The organism is Devosia sp. (genome assembly GCF_028290625.1).
Taxonomy (GTDB): Bacteria; Pseudomonadota; Alphaproteobacteria; order Rhizobiales; family Devosiaceae; genus Devosia.
In genome coordinates, this window is the sequence record NZ_JAQGJM010000033.1 from 22,533 (window position 1) to 44,593 (window position 22,061).

Genomic DNA, 22,061 nt, shown 5'->3' on the forward strand with positions numbered 1-22,061 from the left:
CATGTCCAGAACAGTTATCATCACCGGCGGCAGCAAGGGCATCGGACGGTCGCTGACCGAAGGCTTTGTGGCCGCTGGCTACAGGGTTGTCGTGGGTGCGCGCAACGACAGCGGCATATCGCAACTCGATCCGGACAATATCCGCTTCGTGCCATGCGACGTGCAGAACGAGGCCGACCATCGCCGGCTGCTCGATGCAGCCCTGGAGTGGACCGGCCAACTCGACGTTTACATCAACAATGCCGGCTTTTCCGCCTGGCGGCCGATTGGCGAGATCGACGGCGATTTCTTCGATGACATGATGGCGGTCAACCTCAAGGGCGCCTTCTTCGGCTGCAAGATTGCTTCCGAAGGCCTGGGCAAGGGTGGCGTCATCATCAATATCTCGAGTCTCGCCGGCAAGCGCGGCACGGCCAATAACTCGATGTATGTCGCCACCAAGTTTGGCATGAACGGCATGACCCAGGCCCTGGCCAAGGAGCTGGGGCCGCGGGGCATTCGGGTGAACGCCCTGTGCCCGGTGCTGATCCGGACGCCGGGCCTGATGGACGCGCTGGCCGTCGAAGGCTCGCCGGCCAAGGGCGATCCAGAAGCGTTTCTAGCCGGTTTCGCCGCGCGCGACGCGGCGCTGGGCTTTTTGCCGAGTGGAGCCGATGTTGCCGCCATGGCGCTGTTCCTTGCCTCCGAACAGGCCGGTGCCATTACCGGCCAGTGCATCAATGTCGACAGCGGCGTCTTGCCAGGGTGATCCAAGTGACCAAGATCGTTGCCGTTATTCCATCGCACCTCTCTTCGGTCCGGTTCCCGGGCAAAATCCTGTTCCCGTTCCACGGCATGCCGATGATCGAGCATGTGCGGCGCCGGGCGCTCCTGGCCCAAGGCCTGCACAGCGTCGCCGTGGCCACCTGCGATGTCGAGATTGCCGATGCCGTCAGGGCTGGCGGCGGCGATGTGATCATGACCGCCGATACCCATAGCAACGGCACCACGCGCGTCGCCGAAGCCGTGGCCGCGCTCGATTGCACCCATGTCCTGCTGCTACAGGGCGATGAGCCGCTGCTGCTGCCCCGCCATGTCGAGGCGATGATTGCCGCCATCAATGCCAATCCCGGCAACGACGCCTGGAACGCCACGGCCCCGATCAGCGAGCCCGAAGAACTCGACCGCCACTCGTTCGTCAAATGCGCGGTCAACGCCGATGGAAGGGTGATCTACGCCTTCCGTCGGTCGCCCTCGACCGCCGCCTTTGCCGATCAGCAGCGCTATATCCGCAAGGTGCTGGGCATCATCGCCTATCGTCGCGATTTCCTGCTCGACATTGCCGCCGCCCCCCAATCGCTGGTCGAGCGCTACGAGTCCATCGAGCAGATGCGCATCGTGGAGGCCGGCCATTCGCTGCTCTCTGTCCCGGTCCAGGAAAGCCTGCCATCCGTCAATGAGCCACGCGAGGCCGACATCGTGCTTGAGCACATTCGAAATGACCCAGAACAGGCTCAGTTGCTAGCGCGCATCCTGCCGTGACGCCCCGGCCGCTAACCGCCGGCCCCGAGCTTGTCGGGATCAAGCTGCTCTGCTGCGACATCGACGGCGTGCTCACTGATGGCAGCCTTTACTACGACGCCAGCGGGCATGCGCTCGTGCGCTTCCACGTTCTGGACGGCACGGGCCTGAAACTAGCCATGCGCCACGGCATCAGGACCTGCTTCATCAGCCAGAGCCACACGCCGATCATCATCGAACGTGCCCGTGTGCTCGGCATCGACTACTGCAAGGTCGGCGTCGAAGACAAGCTGACGCCGGTCTTGGCGATAGCCGCAGAACTGGGCATCGGCATGCATCAGGTCTGCCACATTGCCGACGATATCAACGACCTGACCTTGCTCGAAGCCGTCGGCGTGTCCGTGACAGTGCCGGCCGGCGTGGCCGCCGTCAAAGCCGTATGCACTTTCGTGACGACAACCCCTGGCGGCCAAGGCGCCGTGCGCGAACTCTGCGACGCCCTGATCGCCTCGCAAACGAGCGCCTGAAAGCCGTTCCGCGCTCGACCAAGGCCGGATAGCCCGCCACTGCAGCCTCAGGGCTCAAAGCTTCTTGCAGGAATTGCCGGGGACGAATTTGGGCGACAGCACGAAGTCCTGGGCCGGGTCGGCGGCGCCTTCGGGGCTCATGATGCGGTGCAGGATGCGGCGGGCGATGATGCCGCCGAGCTTCAACGTGTCCTGGATGACCATAGTGATGCGCGGCGTGATCACGCTGCTCCACTGCACATCGTCGATCATCGCCAGCGAGATATCGTCGGGACAATTGAAGCCCAGTTCCTGCATGGCTTGCAGGGCTGCAAGGGCAACTGCGTTGTTGGCGCCGATAATGGCGGTGGGGCGTTCGGGCTGGACCAGCAGGCGCATGGCCGCTTCGTAGCCCGCGCTGCGCGTGAACTGGCCGTCGACAATGAAATTGGGGTTCACCTCGACCCCAGCGCTGCCCATGGTCTCCATGAAACCACGCAGACGCTCGGAGGCGGTGTGCATATGCTTGGGGCCGGCGATGAAGGCGATGCGGCGGTGGCCCAGTTGCAGCAGGTGCTCGGTGAGCATCGCGCCGGCCAGCCGATTGTCGGAGCCGACGAAGTCGCGGTCGATGCCGGCGACTTTCTGATCGAAGCACACCGTCGGCATTTTGATATTTTGCACGAAATCCACATAGGCCTGACCGTGCCCGGATGGCGCCAGCGCCAGCCCTGCCACCTTGAGGCCGGACAGGTGCTCGACCAGCGCGCGTTCGCGTTCCGGCTTGCCCGATGAGTCGGTGATCAGCACGAAGTGGTCGTGCTCGATGGCGTAATTTTCCAGCTCGCGGCGGATGTCGCCAAAGAACGGATTGCCCACATTGCCGACCACAAACCCGATCATGCGACTGCGCCCGCGCGCCAGGCTTTGTGCCAGTGGGTCAACCACATAGCCCACGGTCTGTACCGCCTCGCGGATGCGCTCCAGCGTCTTCTGGCTGACGCGACCGGGATTGCTCAAAGCCAGCGACACAGTCGACACCGAAACGTCGGCGAGTTTGGCAACATCTCGGATGGTAGCCATTACTGTGTCGAACCGCTTCTATAACTTTTGGCGTCGGCGAATATATGCACCTTGCCTGTTGGTAGGTGCCGAATGATGAGCATTCGAGCGGATTTCTGCAAGGCAATTCTCGAAATGATCACAACTCTCGAAACCGTCTTGACTCGGAGCGCATCCTAAATCAGTTTGATATCGAACCGGTTCGATTATGACGATGCGAAACCGGCAGATGGAGGAAAGAATGGATAGCGCTGTGGGAAACGCCGGCCGTATCGACGGTTCGAGTGGCAAGGCTTGGTTCACCGAAGACCGTTTCGGCATGTTCATCCACTTCGGTCTTTATGCGCAGGGTGCGCGCCATGAATGGCTGCAGAACCGCGAGGAGATCTCGGGCGAGGACTACGCCAAGTATTTCGAGAACTTCAATCCCGACCTCTATGACCCGCGCGAATGGGCGCGCCGCGCCAGGGAAGCGGGCATGAAATATGTGGTGCTGACCGCCAAGCACCATGAGGGCTTTTGTCTCTGGGACAGCAAGTTCACCGACTACAAGGCGACCAACACGCCCTATGGCAAGGACCTGCTCAAGACCTATGTTGAGGCGTTCCGCGCCGAGGGGCTGAGGGTTGGATTCTACTATTCGCTGATCGATTGGCATCACGAGGACTTCCCCATCGATGCGATCCATCCGCTGCGCAATCATGCGGACGCGATCGAGATCAACAAGTCCCGCGACGTGCGCAAATATGCGGCCTATATGCGCAATCAGGTCACCGAACTGCTGACCAATTTCGGCGACATCTCCGTCATCTGGTTCGATTTCAGTTACCCCAACCGCGAATATCGCGGCCTGCCCGGCAAGGGCCGCAATGATTGGGAAAGCGAAGAGCTGATCGCGATGGTGCGCCAGTTGCAGCCCAATATTATTGTGGGCGACCGTCTCGACCTGCCCACCGATGGCAATCACCCCAAGGATCTGGCGACCCCGGAGCAATATACGCCGCGCGTGGCGCCGACCTCACAAGGCAAGCCGGTTCGCTGGGAAGTCTGCCACACCTTCAGCGGCTCATGGGGCTATTATCGCGACGAGACGAGCTGGAAGAATGCCGGCCAACTGATCAACCTGTTGATCGACACGGTCTCGCTGGGCGGCAACCTGTTGATGAATGTCGGCCCGACCGGTCGCGGCACGTTCGACGTGCGGGCCGAGGATGCGCTGGGCGTCTATCGCGACTGGATGCATGTCAACCAGCGCGCCATCTATGGAGCCGGTGCATCGAATTTTGTCGCCCCCAATGGCTGCAAGTTCACGCAGGTGGGCAATCGCCTTTACCTGCATGTGCAGACCTGGCCGTTCCGCCATATCCATATCGATGGACTGGGCGGCAAGGTGAAGTACGCGCAGTTCCTGCATGATGCGAGCGAGATCCACTGGCTCGATCCAGAGGCCGAAGTCGACTCCAATATCGGCGTCGCGGTCGGCAGCGGTATTCTCACGCTCGAGCTGCCGGTGATCAAGCCGAACGTGGTCGTGCCAGTTATCGAGCTGTTCCTCAAAGACTGATCGGTCAGCGATGAGCATCGAGCAAGACCTGTTTGCCAGCATGACCCCCCTCATCGCCAATCTGGCCGAGGAGGGGAATGGCGCGGTGTCGCTTGGCGGCTCGCGCGCCAAGCAGCGCTCGGACGCGCAGTCGGATTTCGATTTTCGCGTCTATAGCGACCGCTACAAGGGGCCGGTTTTGCAGCAAACCAGCGCGTGGCGTCAGTTCGACGCCGCACTGCAAAGCTGGGAAGCCAAGGGGTTGCGCCTCGATGGTGTGTGGGCGCGGAGCTATGCGGGCGTGCAGGCCGACCTCGATGCGTGGATTGCCGGCAAGGGACAGACCAAGACCTATGAGTGGACGATCTGGGGTTATCATCTGCCCACCGATCTCTCCGACCAGCAGATCATCGTTGATCCCCGGGGCATTCTAGCCCGCTGGAAGGAGCAGTTGGCCGTCTACCCGGACGCCTTGCGGACATCGCTGATCAGCCAACACCTCGAGGTGCTGCGCTACTGGGCGAGTGACTATCACTATGCCAGCAAGGTGATGCGGCGCGATCTGGTGTTTCTGGTCGGGCTGACTGGCAAGCTGGCGAACGCGATCCTGCAGGTCGTGTTCGCCGTCAACCGGACCTACTACCCGGGCGACGGCTGGAACCTGGCGATTGCCAAGGATCTTGCTCTGCTGCCGCCCGATTTCATTGGGCGCATGACCGCCATTTTGGAACCCGGCCATGACACCGAATGCTGGCAGCGACAGCGCCATGCGCTGATCGAAGTGATCGCCGATCTGGAGGTTCTGACAGCCGAGTAATCCGTGCCAGTCGTCGTCGTCATGTTGAGGAGCATGAGGGCCCGGCGGGCAAAGGAGCAGACGTTTACACCGTGCCTAAGCAAAACATCGACACCATCATAGTCACTGAGGAGGAACTATCGTGAAACTGTCTCTTATTCTGGCAACCGCCGCTTTGGTGGGAACCTCTGCCTTCGCCATGCAGGTGCAGGCACAGGATGCCCCAGTCAATCTCACCTGGCAGATGTGGGGCGACCAAACTGATCAGGCGCTGTGGCAGAGCCTGGCCGATCTGGTCACCGAGCAATATCCCAACATCAAGGTGACCCCGCAGATCTCGGGCTGGACCGACTACTGGACGCGCCTGCCGGTGCTGGCGTCGTCCGGCGAGATTGGCGACATCGTCGCCATGCAGTCCATGCGCATGCCGAGCTTTTATTCCATTCTGGAACCGCTCGACGCCCATTTCGCTACGGACTCGTTTGACGTCAAAGTCTTCGAGCCATCCATCGTCAGCGGGCTGTCCCATGACGGCGCCGTCTACGGCCTGCCCTATGACGTTGGTCCGTGGCTGGTGTTCTACAACCGCGACATGTTCAAGGCCGCGGGCCTTGCGGAACCGGCGATGGACTGGACCTTCGACGACTTCAAGGCCGCGGCTGACAAGCTCACCGCGGGCGGCAATTTCGGCTACGCCACCCAGGCGTTCGACTACATCGCCGGCCCGGTTGCCCTGGGCGCTGAATACTTCAACGATGCCAACCAGTTCGACCTGACCAATGCCGGTTATGCCGCCGCTGTTGGCAAGTATGTCGACCTCACGGCCGTCGACAAAGCCTCGCCGGTCTTTGCTTCGGGCGCCAGTGCGGTGCAGGCCAGCGGCCGCTTCGCATCGGGTAATGCGGCGATGTATATTGACGGTCCATGGTCGATGATCTCGGCCGCCAAGGGCGCCAACTTCGAAATGGGCATTGCGCCCCTGCCGCGCGGCGATGGTCCGTCCCGCTTCATCACCGCCGGTTCCGGCTTCGGCATCGCCGCTGCCGGCCAGCATAAGGAGGAAGCCTATAAGGCGCTCCAGGTTCTGACCGGTCCGAAGGCCGCTGAAATCCTTGCCTCTGCCGGCCGTGCGCTGCCCGGTCGCCTGGCCGAGCAGCATTTCTGGTATGATGTGGCTGCCAAGGACGTGAAGGGCACCCGCGAAACGCTGGAATACTCGTTCGAGCACGCTACCCCGTTCCGCCTGAACGAGACCTGGAACGAGTTCGAAAACCTGATGACCCAGTACATGCCGCTGGCTCTGAACGGTGACAACACCACTGAAGGCGTGCTGGCCGACATCCAGAGCCAACTCCCCTAGCCTTTAGCGCGCTTGGCCGGGCTACCGGCCAGGCGTCATCCAGAAGGGAAAGTCTGATGGCTGTCGTCGAACGAATTGCCGCCACTAGGGCGGTGACCAGGAAGCGTAAAAGCCGGCCGGAACGGGGCGAGGGAAGAACGGCGTTCTTCTTCCTGCTACCAAGCCTGATCGGCGTCACGCTGTTCCTGGTCGTGCCCATCATCGCATCGGTGGTTCTCAGTTTCACCAATTGGAAGCTGCTGGGACAGCCTCAATTCGTCGGCTTCGCCAACTATATTCGCCTGTTCACCGCCGACCCGCAGTTCTGGCCGGTGGTGCGCAATACGCTGTTCTTCACCTTCGAATATCTGGTGCTGAACATCATTATCTCATTGGGGCTGGCAGTTTGGATATCCAGCCTCAAGATGGGACAGCGATGGTTCCGGGTGATTTTTTTCCTCCCAACCTTCACCCCGGGCATCGCTGTCGCCATCGTCTGGATGCTGATCTTTGCCCCCGGCGGCTTCTTCGACTTCGTCATGGGGGCGCTTTCCATCCACCTGCCAAATCTGCTCACCGACCAGAAGCTGGCTATGCAGGCGGTGATCATCGTCTCGCTCTGGGCCGGGGTCGGCTACAATACGGTGCTGTTCAACGCCGCGCTCGACATGGTGCCGGCAAACTATCTGGAAGCCGCCCGTATCGATGGCGCTTCGGCCTGGGACCGGTTCTGGAAAATCCGGCTGCCGCTGATCTCGCCGACGCTGTTCTTCGGCACGGTGATGACGGCGATTACCTCGCTGCAGGTGTTCGACCAGATCTACGTCATGACACGCGGCGGACCGGGCTCGGCTACGGCGACGCTGGGTTATTCGATCTTCCAGAAGGGTTTTCAGAATTTCCAGATGGGCTACGCCTCGTCCATTGCCTGGGTCATGTTCGCCATGATCATGGCACTCACCGCGTTCCAGTTCTGGCTCCAGCGCAAGTGGGTGCATTATGACAACTAGAACCAAGGCAAAGGCTAATGCCCGCCGCACGCTGGCGCTCGATATTCTCAATCACGGCGCGCTGGCGCTGGTGGCGCTACTGTTCCTGTTCCCGTTCTTCTGGATGGTGTCCAACGCGGTGCGCAGCAATGCCGAAGTGCTGGCGATTCCGGTTCGTATCCTCCCCAACGTGTTCGAGTGGGATAACTTCGCCAAAGCCTGGACGACGCTGCCGTTCGGCCGGTTCTTCATCAACAGCGTGGTCATTTCGGTCAGCGTGACGGTGATTACCGTGCTGGTATCGTGCCTGTCGGGCTACGCCTTTGCGCGGCTGAAGTTTCCCGGTCGCGATAAACTGCTGATGGCGTATCTTGCCACGTTGATGGTGCCGAGCATCATGCTGATTATCCCGTTGTTCCTGATCGTCAACAAGTTGGGGATGATCAACACCTTCCAGGGCGTCATCTTGCCGGTGGCGTTCGGCACGTTTGGTTCGTTCCTGCTGCGCCAGTTCTTCCTGTCCATCCCGCTGGAGCTGGAAGAGGCGGCGAGGATCGACGGGGCATCGCGGCTGCGCATCCTGGTCAGCATCATCATCCCGCTATCCATGCCGGCCATTGGCCTCTTGTCGCTGTTCACCTTTATCGCGCAGTGGAACAACTTCCTGTGGCCGCTGATCGTCATGACCGGCGCCGACAATGCGACGCTGCCGGTTGGCCTGACCCTGTTCCAGACGCAGCAGACCACGGCCTGGAACTACATCATGGCCGGCGCGACGCTCTCGATGATCCCGGGCGTCATCCTCGCCGTCGTGCTGCAAAAGCTCATCTACAACAGCATTTCGCTGAACGCCGGCATGGGCGGTCGCTAGGCGATCGTCCGACAAAAACCTCGCAGGGGACCCGAAATGGCCAATGTAACAATCACCGATGTCGTCAAGAACTACGGCCAGCTCGAAGTTCTGCACGGCGTTTCCGCAACCGTCGCGGATGGCGAATTCGTCGTCCTGGTCGGCCCGTCCGGCTGCGGCAAGTCCACGCTGCTGCGCATGATCGCCGGCCTTGAAAGCATCAGCGACGGCGACATCGAAATCGGAGATCGGGTGGTCAACGACCTCGAACCCAAGGAGCGCGACATCGCCATGGTGTTCCAGAGCTACGCGCTTTATCCGCACATGACGGTGCGCGCCAATATGGCGTTTTCGCTCAAGCTGGCGCGGCGCAGCAAGGACGAGATCGAGCAGATGGTCAATCGCGCTGCCGAGATTCTCGATCTGTCGGCGCTTCTCGATCGCTATCCGCGCCAGCTCTCCGGCGGGCAGCGCCAGCGTGTTGCCATGGGCCGCGCCATCGTGCGCAATCCGGCGGTGTTCCTGTTCGACGAGCCGCTCAGCAATCTCGACGCCAAGCTGCGCGTGCAGATGCGCGGCGAGATCAAGGCGCTGCACCAGCGGCTCGGCGCGACGATGATCTATGTGACCCATGACCAGATGGAAGCCATGACCATGGGCGACCGGATCGTCGTGATGCGCGCCGGGGTAATCGAACAAATGGGCACGCCGCTCGAAATCTACGACACGCCGGCCAACAGCTTCGTCGCCTCGTTCATCGGCTCGCCTTCGATGAACCTTATCGATGGCGTCGTGCAAACCCAGAACAATCAGCTCGTGCTGCAAGCCGATGATGGGGCCATTTGGCCACTGCCGTCGAACGTCAATGTGAAAGCCGGAACACCAGTTCAACTCGGTATTCGCCCCGAACACATCTATCTCGATCCCGCCGGGCTACCCGCCGAGGCAATCATTATCGAGCCCACTGGTGCCGACACCCACGTCCAGCTGCGCGTCGGCAAACAATTGCTCACTGGCGTCTTCCGCGATCGTCCCGACATTACCCTCAATGGCACGTTCCATGTCCGCCCGGACGTCAGCCGTGCGCACGTCTTCGACAAAACCTCGGGAAAGCGCATCGGCGCGTAAAGCGGTGTAGGTCATCAAAGCGCCAACTGAGCCTTTCTGGCCATGACTGCCTGGTAGCCAGCCTGCAACTGGGCCCGGACAGACGGTCCCTGCCCCGGCGGCAGCAATGCGCCGAGCTGTTCGGCGCGCAACTCGGACATGAACTGCACCCACATGGGCGGGCCGCCCTCTTCGAGCAGGATGGCGCGGATGCTGAGCTCCTCGCTGACCGGCAGCCACTTGCTGCCCCAGGCGCCAAGGTGGGCCATGATCGGCACCAGCTCGATAGCCATTTCAGTGAGACTGTAGATACCCTTCTGCTTGTGCGTAGGGTCATCGGCCCGCGTCAGCATGTCGAGCGCCATCAGTGATTTTAGCCGGTCCGCCAGGATGTTGGAGGAGATGCCCTCCTGCGATCCGAGCAGCAGTTCGCGGAAATGGCGGCGGCCACCAAAGATCATGTCGCGCAAGATGAGCAGGCTCCATTTGTCGCCGAACACCTCAAGCGAGAGATTGATCGGGCAGCCCGAGCGGTGATCATCAGTCATTTGGCGGCTCCAAAAACTGGTTGCATTATGGCACCAGTGATCCTAACCTGCAACTGGTTGCATAATGCAATCAGTGTTGGAGGATGAGATGAATGCCAATAATCCAAGAGGCACTTTCGTCGTCGCTCACGGCGCCTGGACCGGCGGTTGGTCGTGGCAGCGTGTCGTCGATCGGCTGCAGGCGCATGGGCACCGGATGCTGGTCCCAACCCTCACCGGCCTGTGCGAGCGATCGCACCTTGCCGGGTCGGAGGTGAACCTCGACACGCACATCGCCGATATCGTCAACGAGATCACCTGGAAGGACCTGCACGGCATCGTCCTCGTCGGCCATTCCTATGGCGGGATCGTCGCCATGGGCGTCGCCGAGCAGGTGGCGGACCGGATCGCCTCGTTCGTTTTCATCGAGGCCCTGGTCCTCGCCGATGGCCAGTCGTTCGCCGATCTGGCACCCGGCTGGGAACTGGAGGGATTGCTGACAGAGGCGCCGCCGAGCGCGCCGGGCGAGTACAAAAACGACGCGGATCGGCTCTGGGTGGACAGCAAGTCGACACCGCAGCCGACGGCGACGATCACGCAGAAGCTGCGGATCACCGATGCCTTTCAGCGGATCGCCAACAAGACTTTCATCGTGGCCAAGCATGGAGGTTTTGAGGAGACGGCGAACCGGTTCAGGTCCGATCCGACATGGACCGTCAGGGAGATCGCGTCGGGCCACGACGTGCCGATCGACGCGCCGGACGAGCTTACCGCCATGCTCGAAGACGCAATTCCAAACTGATCAAGGGAGAGAAAAATGGGCAAGCTGACATATGGAATGATGATGTCGCTCGACGGCTACCTCGCCGATGCGTCGAGCTATTTCGAAGAGGAAGTCCTTGCGTTCATCAACGATGAGAGCCGCAAGCTCGGCACCGAGATCTACGGCCGGCGCATGTACGAAGAAATGGTCTACTGGGAGACCTACGAGGAGCAAAAGGATGGATCATCCGAACGCGCGGATGAATTTGCCCGTATCTGGAAGGGGTACGACAAGCTGGTGATCTCCTCGACGCTGGAACGGGTGTCGAGCGGCAACACGCAGCTCGTACGCGAGTTCCGGCCGGAGGAAATCCGGCAGCTCAAGGCGGCATCGACCAAGGACATCTCGGTCGCCGGTCCGACGCTGGCTGCGCACGCCATCAAGGCGGGGTTGGTAGACGAATACGCGCTCTACTCCGTGCCGGTGGTCCTCGGCGCGGGCAATCCAGTGTTCAAGGATTTAGCTGCGCGGCTGGACCTCGATCTCATGGAAGAACGCAGGTTCCCCTCAGGCATGATCTTCCTGCGCTATGTACCCCGCGACAAAGGGCGATAGCTGACGCAGCATCGAATTTCGCAACTGAGTCTCGCCGCAAATTTGAGTTTGGCGCGACCGCTTGCCAACGCAGCGGATGGGATGCCACACTCCGGCATGACCATGAATTCGTTGAACGAACCGACGCGCGCCTTCACCAAGCTCAGCCTCAAATGGAGCATGATCGAGGAACCGACGCTGTCGATTCTCGACAAGTTCCTGCTGCTGGCCGATCTGGGTTTCGATGGTGTGGAACTCGATGCGCCCAATGAGCTGCCGCTGGGTGAAGTGGTGGCGGCGCGGGACCGCAGCGGGCTCGCTATTCCGGGCGTAATCAACTCGATGCATTGGAAGGCGCCGCTGACCGATCCGGATGCGTCTGTGCGCCAGATTGGCGTCGAAGCGATCCGCACTGCACTCGATAATGCGCGCGAATATGGAGCCAGCACGGTGCTGGTGGTGCCGGGGGTGGTCAACGCCCAGACCAGTTACAGCCAGGCCTATGCGTTGGCCCAAGCGGAGCTGCGCAAGGTGCTGGACCACGCCGAGACCACGGGCGTGTCCATCGCCATAGAAAATGTCTGGAACGACTTTCTGCTCAGCCCGCTCGAAGCCGCCCGGTTTGTCGACGAGTTGGGCGGCGCCCGCGTCGGCTGGTATTTCGACGTCGGCAATGTGCTGCGCTATGGCCGGCCGGCCCATTGGACCGAGGCGCTCGGCAAGCGCATTCTCAAGGTCGACATCAAGGAATTCAGCCTGACCCGCATGAATGCCGAGGGTCCCTGGAAAGGCTTCGAGGTCGAACTGGGCGAAGGCGACTGCGACTGGGCGACAGTCAACAGCGCGCTGCTCACCTCGGGTTATTCCGGCTGGGGTTCGATCGAAATGCCCGGCGGCGATCGCCACCGGCTCAAGGCCCTCAAGGACGGCGCCGACCGGATTGCAGCGCTCTAAGCGCCGCGGATTTCCGAGAACATGCGCCGGATATTGCCAAGCCCGGTTTCACAGCCAAACAAGGTCGGCTCGTTGCCCTCATATTCGAGCGAGACGAAGCCGTCATAGCCGGACGCGACCACCGCCTCGAGGATCATTTTGGTTTCGAGATCGCCGAAGCCGAACACCGATCCGCGGATGAACTGGCCGCCGAGCGTTTCGAGCCAGCCCGGACCCGGCGCGGTGCGGCGAACGTAGAAATCCTTGAGGTGGACGAAGCTGGCGTCGCCCAAGCTGGCTTTCGTCGCCACCACGGCGTCTTCATCGACGCAGAGGAAATTGCCCACATCCAGGGTGAACTTGAAATTGGGCAGGTTGACGGCGTGCAGAAGGCGCTTGATGCGGTCGCTGCCGTTCACGAAGTAGCCGTGATCCTCGACGCTGGTGATCACGCCCTGGGTGGCGGCGAAACTGGCAATCTCGTGGCAGGCATCGGCGATTGCCGGCAAGGCATTTTCGAACTCGGCGGTTTGGGTCTGCCGGTGCGCCCACAGCACGACATCATGTCGCAGCAGGCCGATTTCCATGCGATTGCACATCTCGACATGGCGTTTCACCATCTCGATTTGTGCCCGCCGCTCAGTATCATCGACAAAGACGAACTTGGCGCCCAGGCAGATGCCGGAGATTGGAATGCCGGTGTTATTTGAAGCCGCCGTGATGCGCTGCAAAATTTCCGTTTCACTTGTCAAATCATAGCCAGCTTCGGTGCCCGGCTTGGCAAACGAGAACGTCGAGATTTCCAGATGTTCGGCCTCGTTGGCGTTCAGCCAAGCGAACATATCTTCGATCTGCATAGCACCATTGGCCAGCAGTGGGCGGAAGCTATAGGACGACAGGCCGAGTTTCATGAAGGCGCTCCGGTGGGGCTTAACGTCCGCTGCTCGCATGGCGTTAATTGTGCACTTTACGTACCAATAAAGTACCATTAATACCATTTCCATACCAGTTCAAAAACGGGATGAGGGCCGGCCGATGCGTCAAGAATCCACAGATGTCGTCATCGTGGGGAGCGGCCCGACCGGTTCCGCCTATGCGCGGATTATCCGGCGCGATTGGCCCGAGGCGCGCATCCTGATGGTTGAGGCCGGCCCGCAAATCCTACCGCAGACCGGCGCACATCTGGACAATATTGCGGACCTTAAGGAGCGCGCCGCGCTCGAAATGCAGGCCCAGGGCGGCGATCGTACGCCGCGCACCCCGATGAGCAAGGAGGAGTGGGAAGCACGCCGCTCCGGCGGCTTCGATGCGTCCTATTTGCGCCGCTCCGGCCTGTTCATCGCCAATGAGGCGGACCCGGTCGAGAACCTGTTTGCCGGCTTTTCGGCGGCCAATGTGGGCGGCATGGGCACCAAATGGTCCACCGGAACCCCGACCCCGTCGCAGGTGGAGCGCGTGCCGTTTATCCCGGCGGCCGAGCTGGCCGCTGCCATCATCGTCGCCCAGGGCCTGCTGGGCACCAACACGAACCCGCACCCCAACGATCAGACCGCCATTGCCATGCGGGAAAAGCTGGGCGCGACGTTCAACCTGGGCCGTTCGCCTGACCGCTTCGTGCAACCCATGCCGCTGGCGGCAACGCCCGGTCCCAATGGGCTGCGCTACCACGGCACGGACGTGGTGCTGGGGCCAATGGTCGACGAACCGGCCGATAGTTTCCAGATTTTGGCGGAAACCGCCTGCCGCCGCATTGTCTATGAAGGCAGCAAGGTTACCGGCGTCGAACTCTGCAAGCCGGGTGAGGACGAAACCTGGTTCGTTACTGCCGGCACCGTCATCGTCGCCTGCGACGCGCTGCATTCTCCGCAGCTCCTGCATGCCTCCGGTATCCGCCCGGCGGCGCTGGGCCGCTACCTGAACGACCACTTCATCATCTCGCAAATGGCCGAGATGCAGAACGAGGTGCCAATGCGGGCAATGAGCTGGATTCCGCCGACCAACGATTTCCCCTTCACCGTCACCATCCACCCGACGAACCTCACCAGCATGACCCGCCCCGACGGCCTGACCGGCCAGGCTGTAGGCATGGGGGTTTTCTGTCCGTCCGATCTCAACCCCGACAATCGCGTGCTGTTCGACGACACCAAGCGCGACTGGATGGGCCTGCCGTCGATTTCCATCCAGTGGCGCGCCTCCGAGGACGACAAGGCGCGCCAGGAATATGCCAAGGCCACGGCGCGCAGCATCGCCGAGATCATCGGTCGCCCGGCGCCGGGCTTTGCCACCATCGTGCAGCCGGTCGGCAGCTCGCTGCACTACCAGGGCACCATGCGCATGGGCGAAACCGACGACGGCACCAGCGTCTGCGACCGCAATAGCCGCGTCTGGGGGTTCGACAACCTCTACGTCGCCGGCAATGGCGTCATTCCGACAATGACAGCGACCAATCCGACGCTGTACTCGGTGGCACTCGCCACCTTCGGCGCCCGCCAGATAGCCAGCGAAAAGCGCGTAGCGGCCTAAGGGCCGCTCACCTCCCCTCAAATAGCCGGGACCTGCAAATGTCGGATCAAAAGTTGAAAGTGCTCGTCGTCGGCCTTGGCCAGATGGGGCGCAGCCATGCGATTGCCTATCACACCCATCCGGGCTTCGAGATCGTCGGGCTGGTCAACCGTTCGGCACGGCCCCTGCCCGATGAGCTGACCGGTTATCCGCTCCGGCAGGATTATGCGGCGGCGCTGGCGGAGTTTTCGCCCGACGTGGTGTCGATCGCCACCCATACCGATACCCATGCCGATTATGCGGTCGCGGCGTTGGAGAGTGGCGCGCATGTGTTCGTGGAAAAGCCGCTGGCGGCCAATGTGCACGATGCCGAGCGCGTCGTTGCCGCCGCCAAGGCCAATGGGCGCAAGCTGGTAGTCGGCTATATCCTACGCCACCATCCATCCTGGATGCGGCTGATCGCCGAAGCGCGCGGGCTGGGTGGCCCTTACGTGTTCCGCATGAACCTCAACCAGCAGTCCAGCGGGGCGGCCTGGGACATTCATCGCCAGATCATGCAGACGACCTCGCCAATCGTCGATTGCGGCGTGCACTATGTCGACGTGATGTGCCAGATCACGGACGCCAAGCCCGTCGAAGTGCGCGGCATGGGCCTGAACATGGCCAAGGGGCTACCCACGGGCATGTACAATTACGGCCACTTCCAGGTGCTGTTCGATGATGGCAGCCTGGGCTGGTATGAGGCTGGCTGGGGTCCGATGATGTCGGAGACTGCCTATTTCGTGAAGGACGTGATGTCGCCGGGCGGCTCGGTTTCCATCGTGATGGACGGCGGGACGGGCTCGGCCGACATCAATGCGCATACCCAGACGTCACGCCTGCTGGTGCATCACGCCGAAACCGACGCAGAGGGCAAGCTGACGCGGCAAGATGAGTGGCTCGATATGCATGACGAGCCAGGCCACCAGCAATTGTGCGACCGCGAGCAGGATTTCGTCTATCAAGCGGTGACGCAGGATTACGACCTCACCCGCCACATGGACGACGCCGTGGCGTCCCTGCGCATCTGCCTTGCCGCCGACGAAAGCATCCGCACGGGCCAAGCCGTTCGCCTTTGATGCGGCTCTACGGCGCGCGAATCAGCCTCTGATTTTGCCTTGAACGCAAACAGGGCTAGAACCTGTTGGGCACAATGATTCCGCCAGCACGGGGGCAAGCCATGACGATCAGGACCGGAACGGCCGGATGGGTGTTCGAGCCTTGGCGCGGCACCTTCTATCCCGATGGCCTGGTGCAGAAAAAAGAGCTGGCTTACTCCAGCTCCCGCCTCGGCAGCATCGAGATTAACGCCACCTTCCGCGCCAACCAGAAGCCCGAGAGCTTTGCCAAATGGGCTGGCGAAGCGCGGGATGGTTTCGTGTTCTCGATCAAGGGCCCGCAACTGGTCACCCATATCAAGCGGCTCAAGAACTGCGAAATCGAACTCGCCAATTTCTTCGCCTCGGGACCCCTGGCGCTCGGCGCCAAGCTTGGCCCCTTTGTCTGGCAATTGCCGCCCAATGTCAGCTATGACCGGGCCGTGCTGGAAACGTTCCTCGGCCTGTTGCCCAAATCGGTCGCCGCCTATCTGGCGCTCGCCGGCAAGGCCGATGCGCGACTGAAATCGCCGCCGTTCCTAACCGCCGACAATGTCGGGCCGATCCGCCACGCCATCGAACTGCGCAATGCCAGCTTCGATCTGCCCGAAGTACGCGACCTGCTGACCGCCCACAATGTCGCCTCGGTCATTGCCGATACGGTCGAGCAGCCATCGCGCGTCCTCACCGCCGATTTCGCCTATTGCCGCCTGCAGGGTCCGGCTCGTCCCGACGCCGCCGGATATACCCAAGCCGATATCGCCGATTGGTCCAGCCAGGCTGGTCAATGGGACAGAGCGGGTCGGGACGTGTTCGCCTATTTCGTCCACGAGGACAAACTGCACGCGCCTCAAAATGCCATCGCCTTGCGCCAGGCTTTGGGCATCGCGCTGCCGGGCGATTGATCACATCGCCGTAGCCATCTGGATATTGCCATCGTCTGCCGCTATCCAGCCTCAGTCCCAGCGTCATCCGGATATTCATTCATGGCCTCAGCTTTCTACGCTCCCCTCGACAAGAAGGCCGCGGGTCTCGCCTTCGTGCTGGCCCTTCTCGCTATTGCGGGGGCCTGGGGCTCGCAATTGTTTGGCGGCCTGGTGCCTTGCGAACTCTGCCTCGAACAGCGCATGGCCTATTACTGGGGGCTGCCGGTCCTCCTAGTCATCCTGATCACCTGGAACCGCCTGCCGCTGGTAGTCTGGTATCTGGCCATGGCCATAGCCACCGCGATCTTCGCTTGGGGCGCCTATATGGGCGCCTATCACGCAGGCGTCGAATGGGGCTTCTGGCCCGGCCCCACCGCCTGCACCGGCACCGGCATCGGCGAGATCAGCTTCGATGCCCTCAGCGACCTGAATTCCGCCCGCGTCGTCCCTTGCGACGTCGTGCAGTTCCGCTTCCTCGGCATTTCACTGGCCGGCTACAACGCCCTGGTGATGGTCGCGACAGTCGCGCTGCTGCTGCTCTCGATCGGAGCCCAAGCCAGCCGCAAGGGTCGGCGCGCCCGCGCGTAAACTAGTCCTAGAGCGTGAGGTCATCCACGTCTCTGGCACTGTGGAGCACGCGGACGATTTGCACCGCATTGTCCAGCACACGATAGAGCACGAGATAGTTCCCGACCGGCATTCGCCGAATGCCGTGCCATCGCTCCTGAAGCGGGTAGCGCTGGCTGTCCGATAGCAACGAGCGGCATGAGGTGCGCAACTCCGCGACGAAGCTTTTTGCGCGCTTGCTGTTGTCGCGAGCGATGAAGTCACCGATCGACTTCAGATCACGCAGCGAGGCCGGCGTATAAAGGACGCGCATTAATCGCTGCCATCAGCGTAGCGCGCCTCAAGTTCCGCAAAGACCTCTTCCTCGGACAACCAGCCGTTGGCGTCGGCCTCCGCGATAGCCAGCATGATGCTCGTGTCCAGATCGCGTAGCCGTGCCTCGCGTTCCTGCACGAGACGAACGCCTTCGCGCAGAACCTCACTCTTGGAATTGTAGCGACCGTTTTCCACCAGGTCACTCACGACCTTTTCGAGATTTTCGCCCAGCTCAGCACTGATCGCCATGACATAGCTCCACTTTGCACCGACCAATAATAGTTATTGGTCGGTCCATCAGCAAGCTATTCCTCAAGCTCGATATCCCAGTACAGATAATCCAGCCAACTCTGGTGCAGATGGTTGGGGGGGAAGGCGCGGCCGTTATTGTGCAGGTCATGCACCGTCGGGTGATACGGCGCCTGTCGTGGGAACATCTTGATTTCCCAAGGCATGCGGTTGGCCTTGCGCAGATTGCACGGCGCGCAGGCGGCCACCACGTTTTCCCAGGTCGTCCGCCCGCCCTTGGAGCGCGGAATAACATGGTCGAACGTCAGGTCGTCCTTGGCGCCGCAATATTGGCAGACGAAGCGATCGCGCAGGAACACGTTGAAGCGGGTGAAGGCGGGATGACGCGCCGGCTTCACATAATCCTTGAGCGACACCACGCTGGGCAGTCGCATTTCGAAGCTGGGGCTGTGGATCACCGTGTCATATTGCGACACGATATTCACCCGATCCAGGCACACTGCCTTGATCGCGTCCTGCCAAGACCAGAGCGATAACGGATAATAGCTGAGCGGCCGAAAATCGGCGTTCAACACAAGCGCGGGACAGGCCTCAGGCGACACGTGGATGGTCACTTGAGTCTCCCGGAACGGGAATCGAGTAAGTCCATAGCCCCTTATACTAGGCCCATTGTGTCAGGCCTGTGAAGCGGGGATGTTAACGATTATGAATATCTAGCTGGGTGCTGCGACGGCGGCCAGGAAATCGCTGGCAAAGCCCAACCCGTCTGGCGAAATGCCGTGCCCGACACCGCGCGACACATGGTAGCGCACGTCATAGCCCGCCGCGACCAGCGCCGCATTGGCCTCATCCCCGAGCGCCGGATCGACCACCTGGTCCATGTCGCCATGCACGATGCAGACCGGCGGCTTGGGCAAATCTGGCCCGCCAAATCCCGGCGGCGGCACGAACGCGCCCGAAAAGGCGACGACGCCCATCAGCGGCTCGGGCAGCGACAGCCCGACATGCAGCGCCATCATCGCGCCCTGGCTGAACCCAGCCAGGACTGTGTCCCTGGCTCCAAGTCCGGTCTGCGCCCATGCATCCTGCAGGAATTGCACCAGCACGGGCGCCGCGGCTTCAAGGCCCCGTTGCCGGCCCGAAACCCGGTCGCTGTCAAAATCGATGGCGAACCACTGAAACCCGGCCGGATAGCCCGGCAGACCTTCATGCGCATTGGGCGAGACAAACAGCGCGTCCGGCAGGATCGGCTGCCAGCTTGGCGCCAGCCCGATCAGGTCGTCGCCATTGGAGCCATAGCCATGCAGCAGCACGACGAGTTGCTTGGGGGCGCTCCCCGACAGAGGCGCCAGCATGGGGCCGGACAATCTTGGGATCACGGCAGAATTCCTTCCTTGTCGCGCATCACCGCGAAGAGCCGCCAGAACAGCAGGGCCGCCGCGGAGCGGTGTGGCGCCCAGAGCCTGGCCAGTTCCACCATCTGCTTGATCGTCGGTCGTTCGTCCAGTCCCAAACCACTCTGCACGGCCTTGAGCAGCGCCAGGTCCCCGGCGGGGAACACGTCGGGGTGCCCCGCGCAAAACATCAGGTATACCTCCGCCGTCCACGGCCCGATGCCCTTATGGGCCACCAGATAAGCGACGGCCGCCTCGGCCGGCAACGTCTCCAGATGATCAAAGTCCAGCTCGCCCGCCACCATAGCCTCAGCGATCACCCGCAAGGTACGGAACTTTCCCGCGGAAAATCCAACGGCCCGGACCTGGGCCTCCTCCAGGCCGAGGTAACGAACCGGATCCAACGCGCCGTCCAACAGTTCGAACCGACCCCAGATCGCCCGCGCGCTGGCCACCGAAACCTGCTGGCCGACGACGATCTTGGCGATCCCCGGAAATCCCACAGGGTTGATCCGGGGCTCCGGCGTGCCAGTGAGGGCGCGGACGGCGGCCAATCGCGGGTCGAGCGCGACCAGCCGATCCAGATGCCAATCGATCGCCTCGGCACTATCGAGGCGCGGTGACGGCGGCAGATTGTTCATGCTAGCAATGCCCAAAGGATCATCGAGTGTCGGTTAAACCCATTCTGCGCTTTGCACCAAGCCCCAACGGCCTGCTGCATCTGGGCCACGCCTTTTCGGCGCTGTTCACCTGGCAGGCGGCAGCCCAGCTCGGTGGCAAAGCTTTATTGCGCATCGAAGACATCGACCTCGCGCGAAGTAAACCCGAATTTACCCAAGCCGTTTTCGATGACCTGCATTGGCTGGGCCTGCACTGGCCCGAACCGGTCTGGCGCCAATCGGAGCGCTTCCCTGCCTATGCGGAGGCAGCCGACAAACTTCGGGCCATGGGCCTGCTTTATCCCTGCTTCTGCTCCCGCACCGAGATTGCCCTCCACGCCACTGGCACCGACCCGGATGGCGCGCCGCTTTATGCCGGCACTTGTCGCCATTTGAGCGCCGCCGACATCGCGGCCCGGCTCGACCGCGGCGAGCCCGTGCAATATCGGCTCGACCTGCAACGCGCCCTGGCACTGACGGGTCCGCTGACCTTCACCCTTGTCGGGCCCACCATGCGCGACCGCCCGCAAATCCGCTACACGAGGCCCGAGCGGTGGGGCGATGTGGTGCTGCAACGCAAGGATACGCCCACCAGCTATCACCTCAGTGTCGTGGTCGACGATGCGGCGCAGGGCATCACCCACGTCACCCGCGGCCGCGACATGGAGGCGGCGACCGACATCCACGTGCTATTGCAATTCCTGCTCGGCCTGCCCTCGCCGATCTATGCCTTCCATCGGCTCCTGCTGGGCGAGGACGGCAAGAAGCTCAGCAAATCCAGGGGATCGCCGAGCTTGCTGGATTTGCGCGAGGCCGGCCGGACGCCACAGGACATCCGGCGCGACCTGGGTTTTTAGGCGGCCGCCTTCTTGCTCACGAAAAACTGCTGCGCCGCTGCCGCCACGGCATCCTCGAACGGCGTTCCGAAGTCGGGGCCCAGGATGGCGTCCAGCCGCGGATCGACCAGTTCCATCGGATTGTTCCACAGGTAGCGCATCTTCAGCACCTCGCGGATTACTGGCATGGCCAGCCCCATCGCCTGCATGATCAGCCATGGCACCGGGGTAATCTTGAGCGGAATAGGGGCAGCATGCTGGATTGCTGCCATCAACTGGCCATGGGTGACGTAATTACCGGCGAAGTGGAAATTCTCGAATGCGCCCAGACTATTGCGGATATCCCCCACCTTCGCAAAAGCCTCGCCCAGATCCGGCAGATAGGCCCAGGCATGCGCCATATTCAGCTCGGCCATGTGGTGGATCTTGCCCTTGCCGATATCCAGCATCAAGGCCTGGTCGAACCAGTCGCCGCTATTATTCGGGCCATAAAAATCCCCCGCACGGATGATGATGACCTGGAATTTGCCCGCCTTGGCGGCATCGGACAGCATGGTCTCCTGCCGCACCCGAATTTCGCCACGCGGTGTCTGGGGGCGCTGCGGCGTCGAGGGCGCCATGCGCCGGTCAGTAGCGGCGAAATTGTAGACATTGCCGGGATACATCATGGTCTTGCCACTGCTCCCCATGGCCTCGATCACCGTAGCAAGCTGCGCTTCGGCCCGGCCCTTGTCCCATTTGTCATAGGGCAGGTTCAGCGCATTGACGACGATATCGGCATCGGCAACCACCGCCTTGAGCGCGCCGAGATCGGCGGCGTCACCGGCGACGAACTTTATCCCCGCTATCGGCTTGCGATTGGTGCGGCCGAAAGCTGTCACTTCCCAGCCAGCTTGCTGGAAAGCCTGCGCCGCGTGATGGCCGATATGGCCGTTGATCCCCAGAACCGTAACCTTGCCCTTGCTCAT

General features: G+C 61.8%; 26 protein-coding genes. 17 read left to right on the forward strand and 9 right to left on the reverse strand.

Annotated elements, in window-relative coordinates; genetic code table 11:
• Window position 1: 1 nt before the first annotated feature.
• The 3 genes from JWR51_RS17720 to JWR51_RS17730 are packed head-to-tail and all read left to right on the forward strand — an operon-like array spanning window position 2 to window position 2,027.
• Window positions 2-748: an SDR family oxidoreductase gene (locus JWR51_RS17720; protein ID WP_299750522.1), complete on the forward strand. Its 747-nt coding sequence runs from the start codon at window positions 2-4 to the stop codon at window positions 746-748.
• 5 nt (window positions 749-753) lie between these two features.
• Complete coding sequence (locus tag JWR51_RS17725) at window positions 754-1,521, forward strand: NTP transferase domain-containing protein (protein WP_299750523.1); 768 nt, start codon at window positions 754-756, stop codon at window positions 1,519-1,521.
• On the forward strand, window positions 1,518-2,027 hold the full coding sequence (locus JWR51_RS17730) for an HAD hydrolase family protein (RefSeq protein WP_299750525.1): 510 nt from the start codon (window positions 1,518-1,520) through the stop codon (window positions 2,025-2,027). Before JWR51_RS17725 ends, JWR51_RS17730 begins: the two co-directional genes overlap by 4 nt.
• A gap of 54 nt (window positions 2,028-2,081) precedes the next feature.
• On the opposite strand, the gene JWR51_RS17735 is transcribed toward JWR51_RS17730, so the two are convergent.
• On the reverse strand, window positions 2,082-3,089 hold the full coding sequence (locus JWR51_RS17735; RefSeq protein ID WP_299750527.1) for a LacI family DNA-binding transcriptional regulator: 1,008 nt from the start codon (window positions 3,087-3,089) through the stop codon (window positions 2,082-2,084).
• A 220-nt stretch (window positions 3,090-3,309) separates the two neighbouring features.
• Between JWR51_RS17735 and JWR51_RS17740 the strand changes: the two genes are divergently transcribed.
• From JWR51_RS17740 to ugpC, 6 genes are all read left to right on the forward strand, one after another.
• Window positions 3,310-4,632 (forward strand): alpha-L-fucosidase, encoded by a 1,323-nt coding sequence (locus JWR51_RS17740; RefSeq protein ID WP_299750529.1) that lies wholly within the window; start codon window positions 3,310-3,312, stop codon window positions 4,630-4,632.
• 10 nt (window positions 4,633-4,642) lie between these two features.
• On the forward strand, window positions 4,643-5,428 hold the full coding sequence (locus JWR51_RS17745) for a DUF4037 domain-containing protein (RefSeq protein ID WP_299750531.1): 786 nt from the start codon (window positions 4,643-4,645) through the stop codon (window positions 5,426-5,428).
• 121 nt (window positions 5,429-5,549) lie between these two features.
• Complete coding sequence (locus tag JWR51_RS17750) at window positions 5,550-6,767, forward strand: sugar ABC transporter substrate-binding protein (protein WP_299750533.1); 1,218 nt, start codon at window positions 5,550-5,552, stop codon at window positions 6,765-6,767.
• Window positions 6,768-6,823: 56 nt separating this feature from the next.
• Window positions 6,824-7,756 (forward strand): sugar ABC transporter permease, encoded by a 933-nt coding sequence (locus tag JWR51_RS17755; protein ID WP_299750534.1) that lies wholly within the window; start codon window positions 6,824-6,826, stop codon window positions 7,754-7,756.
• Window positions 7,746-8,606: a carbohydrate ABC transporter permease gene (locus JWR51_RS17760; RefSeq protein WP_299750536.1), complete on the forward strand. Its 861-nt coding sequence runs from the start codon at window positions 7,746-7,748 to the stop codon at window positions 8,604-8,606. Before JWR51_RS17755 ends, JWR51_RS17760 begins: the two co-directional genes overlap by 11 nt.
• Before the next feature lie 36 nt (window positions 8,607-8,642).
• The gene (ugpC, locus tag JWR51_RS17765) at window positions 8,643-9,713 is read left to right on the forward strand and encodes a sn-glycerol-3-phosphate ABC transporter ATP-binding protein UgpC (protein WP_299750538.1); all 1,071 of its coding nucleotides are present in this window, start codon (window positions 8,643-8,645) and stop codon (window positions 9,711-9,713) included.
• Between the two features lie 14 nt (window positions 9,714-9,727).
• Here the strand turns inward: ugpC and JWR51_RS17770 are convergent, their stop codons facing one another.
• Window positions 9,728-10,240: a helix-turn-helix domain-containing protein gene (locus JWR51_RS17770; RefSeq protein WP_299750540.1), complete on the reverse strand. Its 513-nt coding sequence runs from the start codon at window positions 10,238-10,240 to the stop codon at window positions 9,728-9,730.
• 88 nt (window positions 10,241-10,328) lie between these two features.
• Between JWR51_RS17770 and JWR51_RS17775 the strand changes: the two genes are divergently transcribed.
• The 3 genes from JWR51_RS17775 to JWR51_RS17785 all read left to right on the forward strand — a co-directional run bounded on the left by JWR51_RS17775 (window position 10,329) and on the right by JWR51_RS17785 (window position 12,530).
• The gene (locus tag JWR51_RS17775) at window positions 10,329-11,021 is read left to right on the forward strand and encodes an alpha/beta hydrolase (protein ID WP_299750541.1); all 693 of its coding nucleotides are present in this window, start codon (window positions 10,329-10,331) and stop codon (window positions 11,019-11,021) included.
• 15 nt (window positions 11,022-11,036) lie between these two features.
• Entirely contained in the window at window positions 11,037-11,597 is a 561-nt protein-coding gene (locus JWR51_RS17780) for a dihydrofolate reductase family protein (protein WP_299750542.1), read from the forward strand.
• Window positions 11,598-11,693: 96 nt separating this feature from the next.
• A complete protein-coding gene (locus tag JWR51_RS17785) occupies window positions 11,694-12,530 on the forward strand; it encodes a sugar phosphate isomerase/epimerase family protein (protein WP_299750544.1) in 837 nt (278 codons plus the stop codon).
• Here JWR51_RS17785 and JWR51_RS17790 read toward each other — a convergent pair.
• Window positions 12,527-13,420, reverse strand: a complete 894-nt coding sequence (locus tag JWR51_RS17790; protein WP_299750545.1) for a sugar phosphate isomerase/epimerase family protein — start codon at window positions 13,418-13,420, stop codon at window positions 12,527-12,529. The genes JWR51_RS17785 and JWR51_RS17790 overlap by 4 nt on opposite strands.
• 124 nt (window positions 13,421-13,544) lie before the next feature.
• Here JWR51_RS17790 and JWR51_RS17795 point away from each other — a divergent pair, with 124 nt between their 5' ends.
• From JWR51_RS17795 to JWR51_RS17810, 4 genes are all read left to right on the forward strand, one after another.
• Complete coding sequence (locus JWR51_RS17795) at window positions 13,545-15,032, forward strand: GMC oxidoreductase (RefSeq protein ID WP_299750547.1); 1,488 nt, start codon at window positions 13,545-13,547, stop codon at window positions 15,030-15,032.
• Between the two features lie 38 nt (window positions 15,033-15,070).
• A complete protein-coding gene (locus tag JWR51_RS17800) occupies window positions 15,071-16,129 on the forward strand; it encodes a Gfo/Idh/MocA family oxidoreductase (RefSeq protein ID WP_299750549.1) in 1,059 nt (352 codons plus the stop codon).
• A gap of 101 nt (window positions 16,130-16,230) precedes the next feature.
• Window positions 16,231-17,052 carry a DUF72 domain-containing protein gene (locus JWR51_RS17805; protein WP_299750550.1) on the forward strand — a complete coding sequence of 274 codons (822 nt, stop codon included), beginning with the start codon at window positions 16,231-16,233 and terminating at the stop codon, window positions 17,050-17,052.
• Window positions 17,053-17,133: 81 nt separating this feature from the next.
• Window positions 17,134-17,661, forward strand: a complete 528-nt coding sequence (locus tag JWR51_RS17810; protein WP_299750551.1) for a disulfide bond formation protein B — start codon at window positions 17,134-17,136, stop codon at window positions 17,659-17,661.
• Window positions 17,662-17,668: 7 nt separating this feature from the next.
• Here JWR51_RS17810 and JWR51_RS17815 read toward each other — a convergent pair whose 3' ends face one another.
• The 5 genes from JWR51_RS17815 to JWR51_RS17835 all read right to left on the reverse strand — a co-directional run bounded on the left by JWR51_RS17815 (window position 17,669) and on the right by JWR51_RS17835 (window position 20,239).
• On the reverse strand, window positions 17,669-17,953 hold the full coding sequence (locus tag JWR51_RS17815; RefSeq protein WP_299750552.1) for a type II toxin-antitoxin system RelE/ParE family toxin: 285 nt from the start codon (window positions 17,951-17,953) through the stop codon (window positions 17,669-17,671).
• Entirely contained in the window at window positions 17,953-18,204 is a 252-nt protein-coding gene (locus JWR51_RS17820; protein ID WP_299750554.1) for a type II toxin-antitoxin system ParD family antitoxin, read from the reverse strand. The genes JWR51_RS17815 and JWR51_RS17820 overlap by 1 nt, the downstream gene beginning before the upstream one ends.
• Window positions 18,205-18,260: 56 nt before the next feature.
• The gene (locus tag JWR51_RS17825) at window positions 18,261-18,818 is read right to left on the reverse strand and encodes an HNH endonuclease (RefSeq protein WP_299725211.1); all 558 of its coding nucleotides are present in this window, start codon (window positions 18,816-18,818) and stop codon (window positions 18,261-18,263) included.
• 99 nt (window positions 18,819-18,917) lie between these two features.
• The gene (locus tag JWR51_RS17830; protein ID WP_299750556.1) at window positions 18,918-19,583 is read right to left on the reverse strand and encodes a phospholipase; all 666 of its coding nucleotides are present in this window, start codon (window positions 19,581-19,583) and stop codon (window positions 18,918-18,920) included.
• The gene (locus JWR51_RS17835; protein ID WP_299750558.1) at window positions 19,580-20,239 is read right to left on the reverse strand and encodes a DNA-3-methyladenine glycosylase 2 family protein; all 660 of its coding nucleotides are present in this window, start codon (window positions 20,237-20,239) and stop codon (window positions 19,580-19,582) included. The genes JWR51_RS17830 and JWR51_RS17835 overlap by 4 nt, the downstream gene beginning before the upstream one ends.
• A gap of 26 nt (window positions 20,240-20,265) precedes the next feature.
• Between JWR51_RS17835 and gluQRS the strand changes: the two genes are divergently transcribed.
• Window positions 20,266-21,114, forward strand: a complete 849-nt coding sequence (gene gluQRS / locus JWR51_RS17840; RefSeq protein WP_299750560.1) for a tRNA glutamyl-Q(34) synthetase GluQRS — start codon at window positions 20,266-20,268, stop codon at window positions 21,112-21,114.
• On the opposite strand, the gene JWR51_RS17845 is transcribed toward gluQRS, so the two are convergent.
• Window positions 21,111-22,061, reverse strand: a complete 951-nt coding sequence (locus JWR51_RS17845) for an NAD-dependent epimerase/dehydratase family protein (RefSeq protein WP_299750562.1) — start codon at window positions 22,059-22,061, stop codon at window positions 21,111-21,113. The genes gluQRS and JWR51_RS17845 overlap by 4 nt on opposite strands.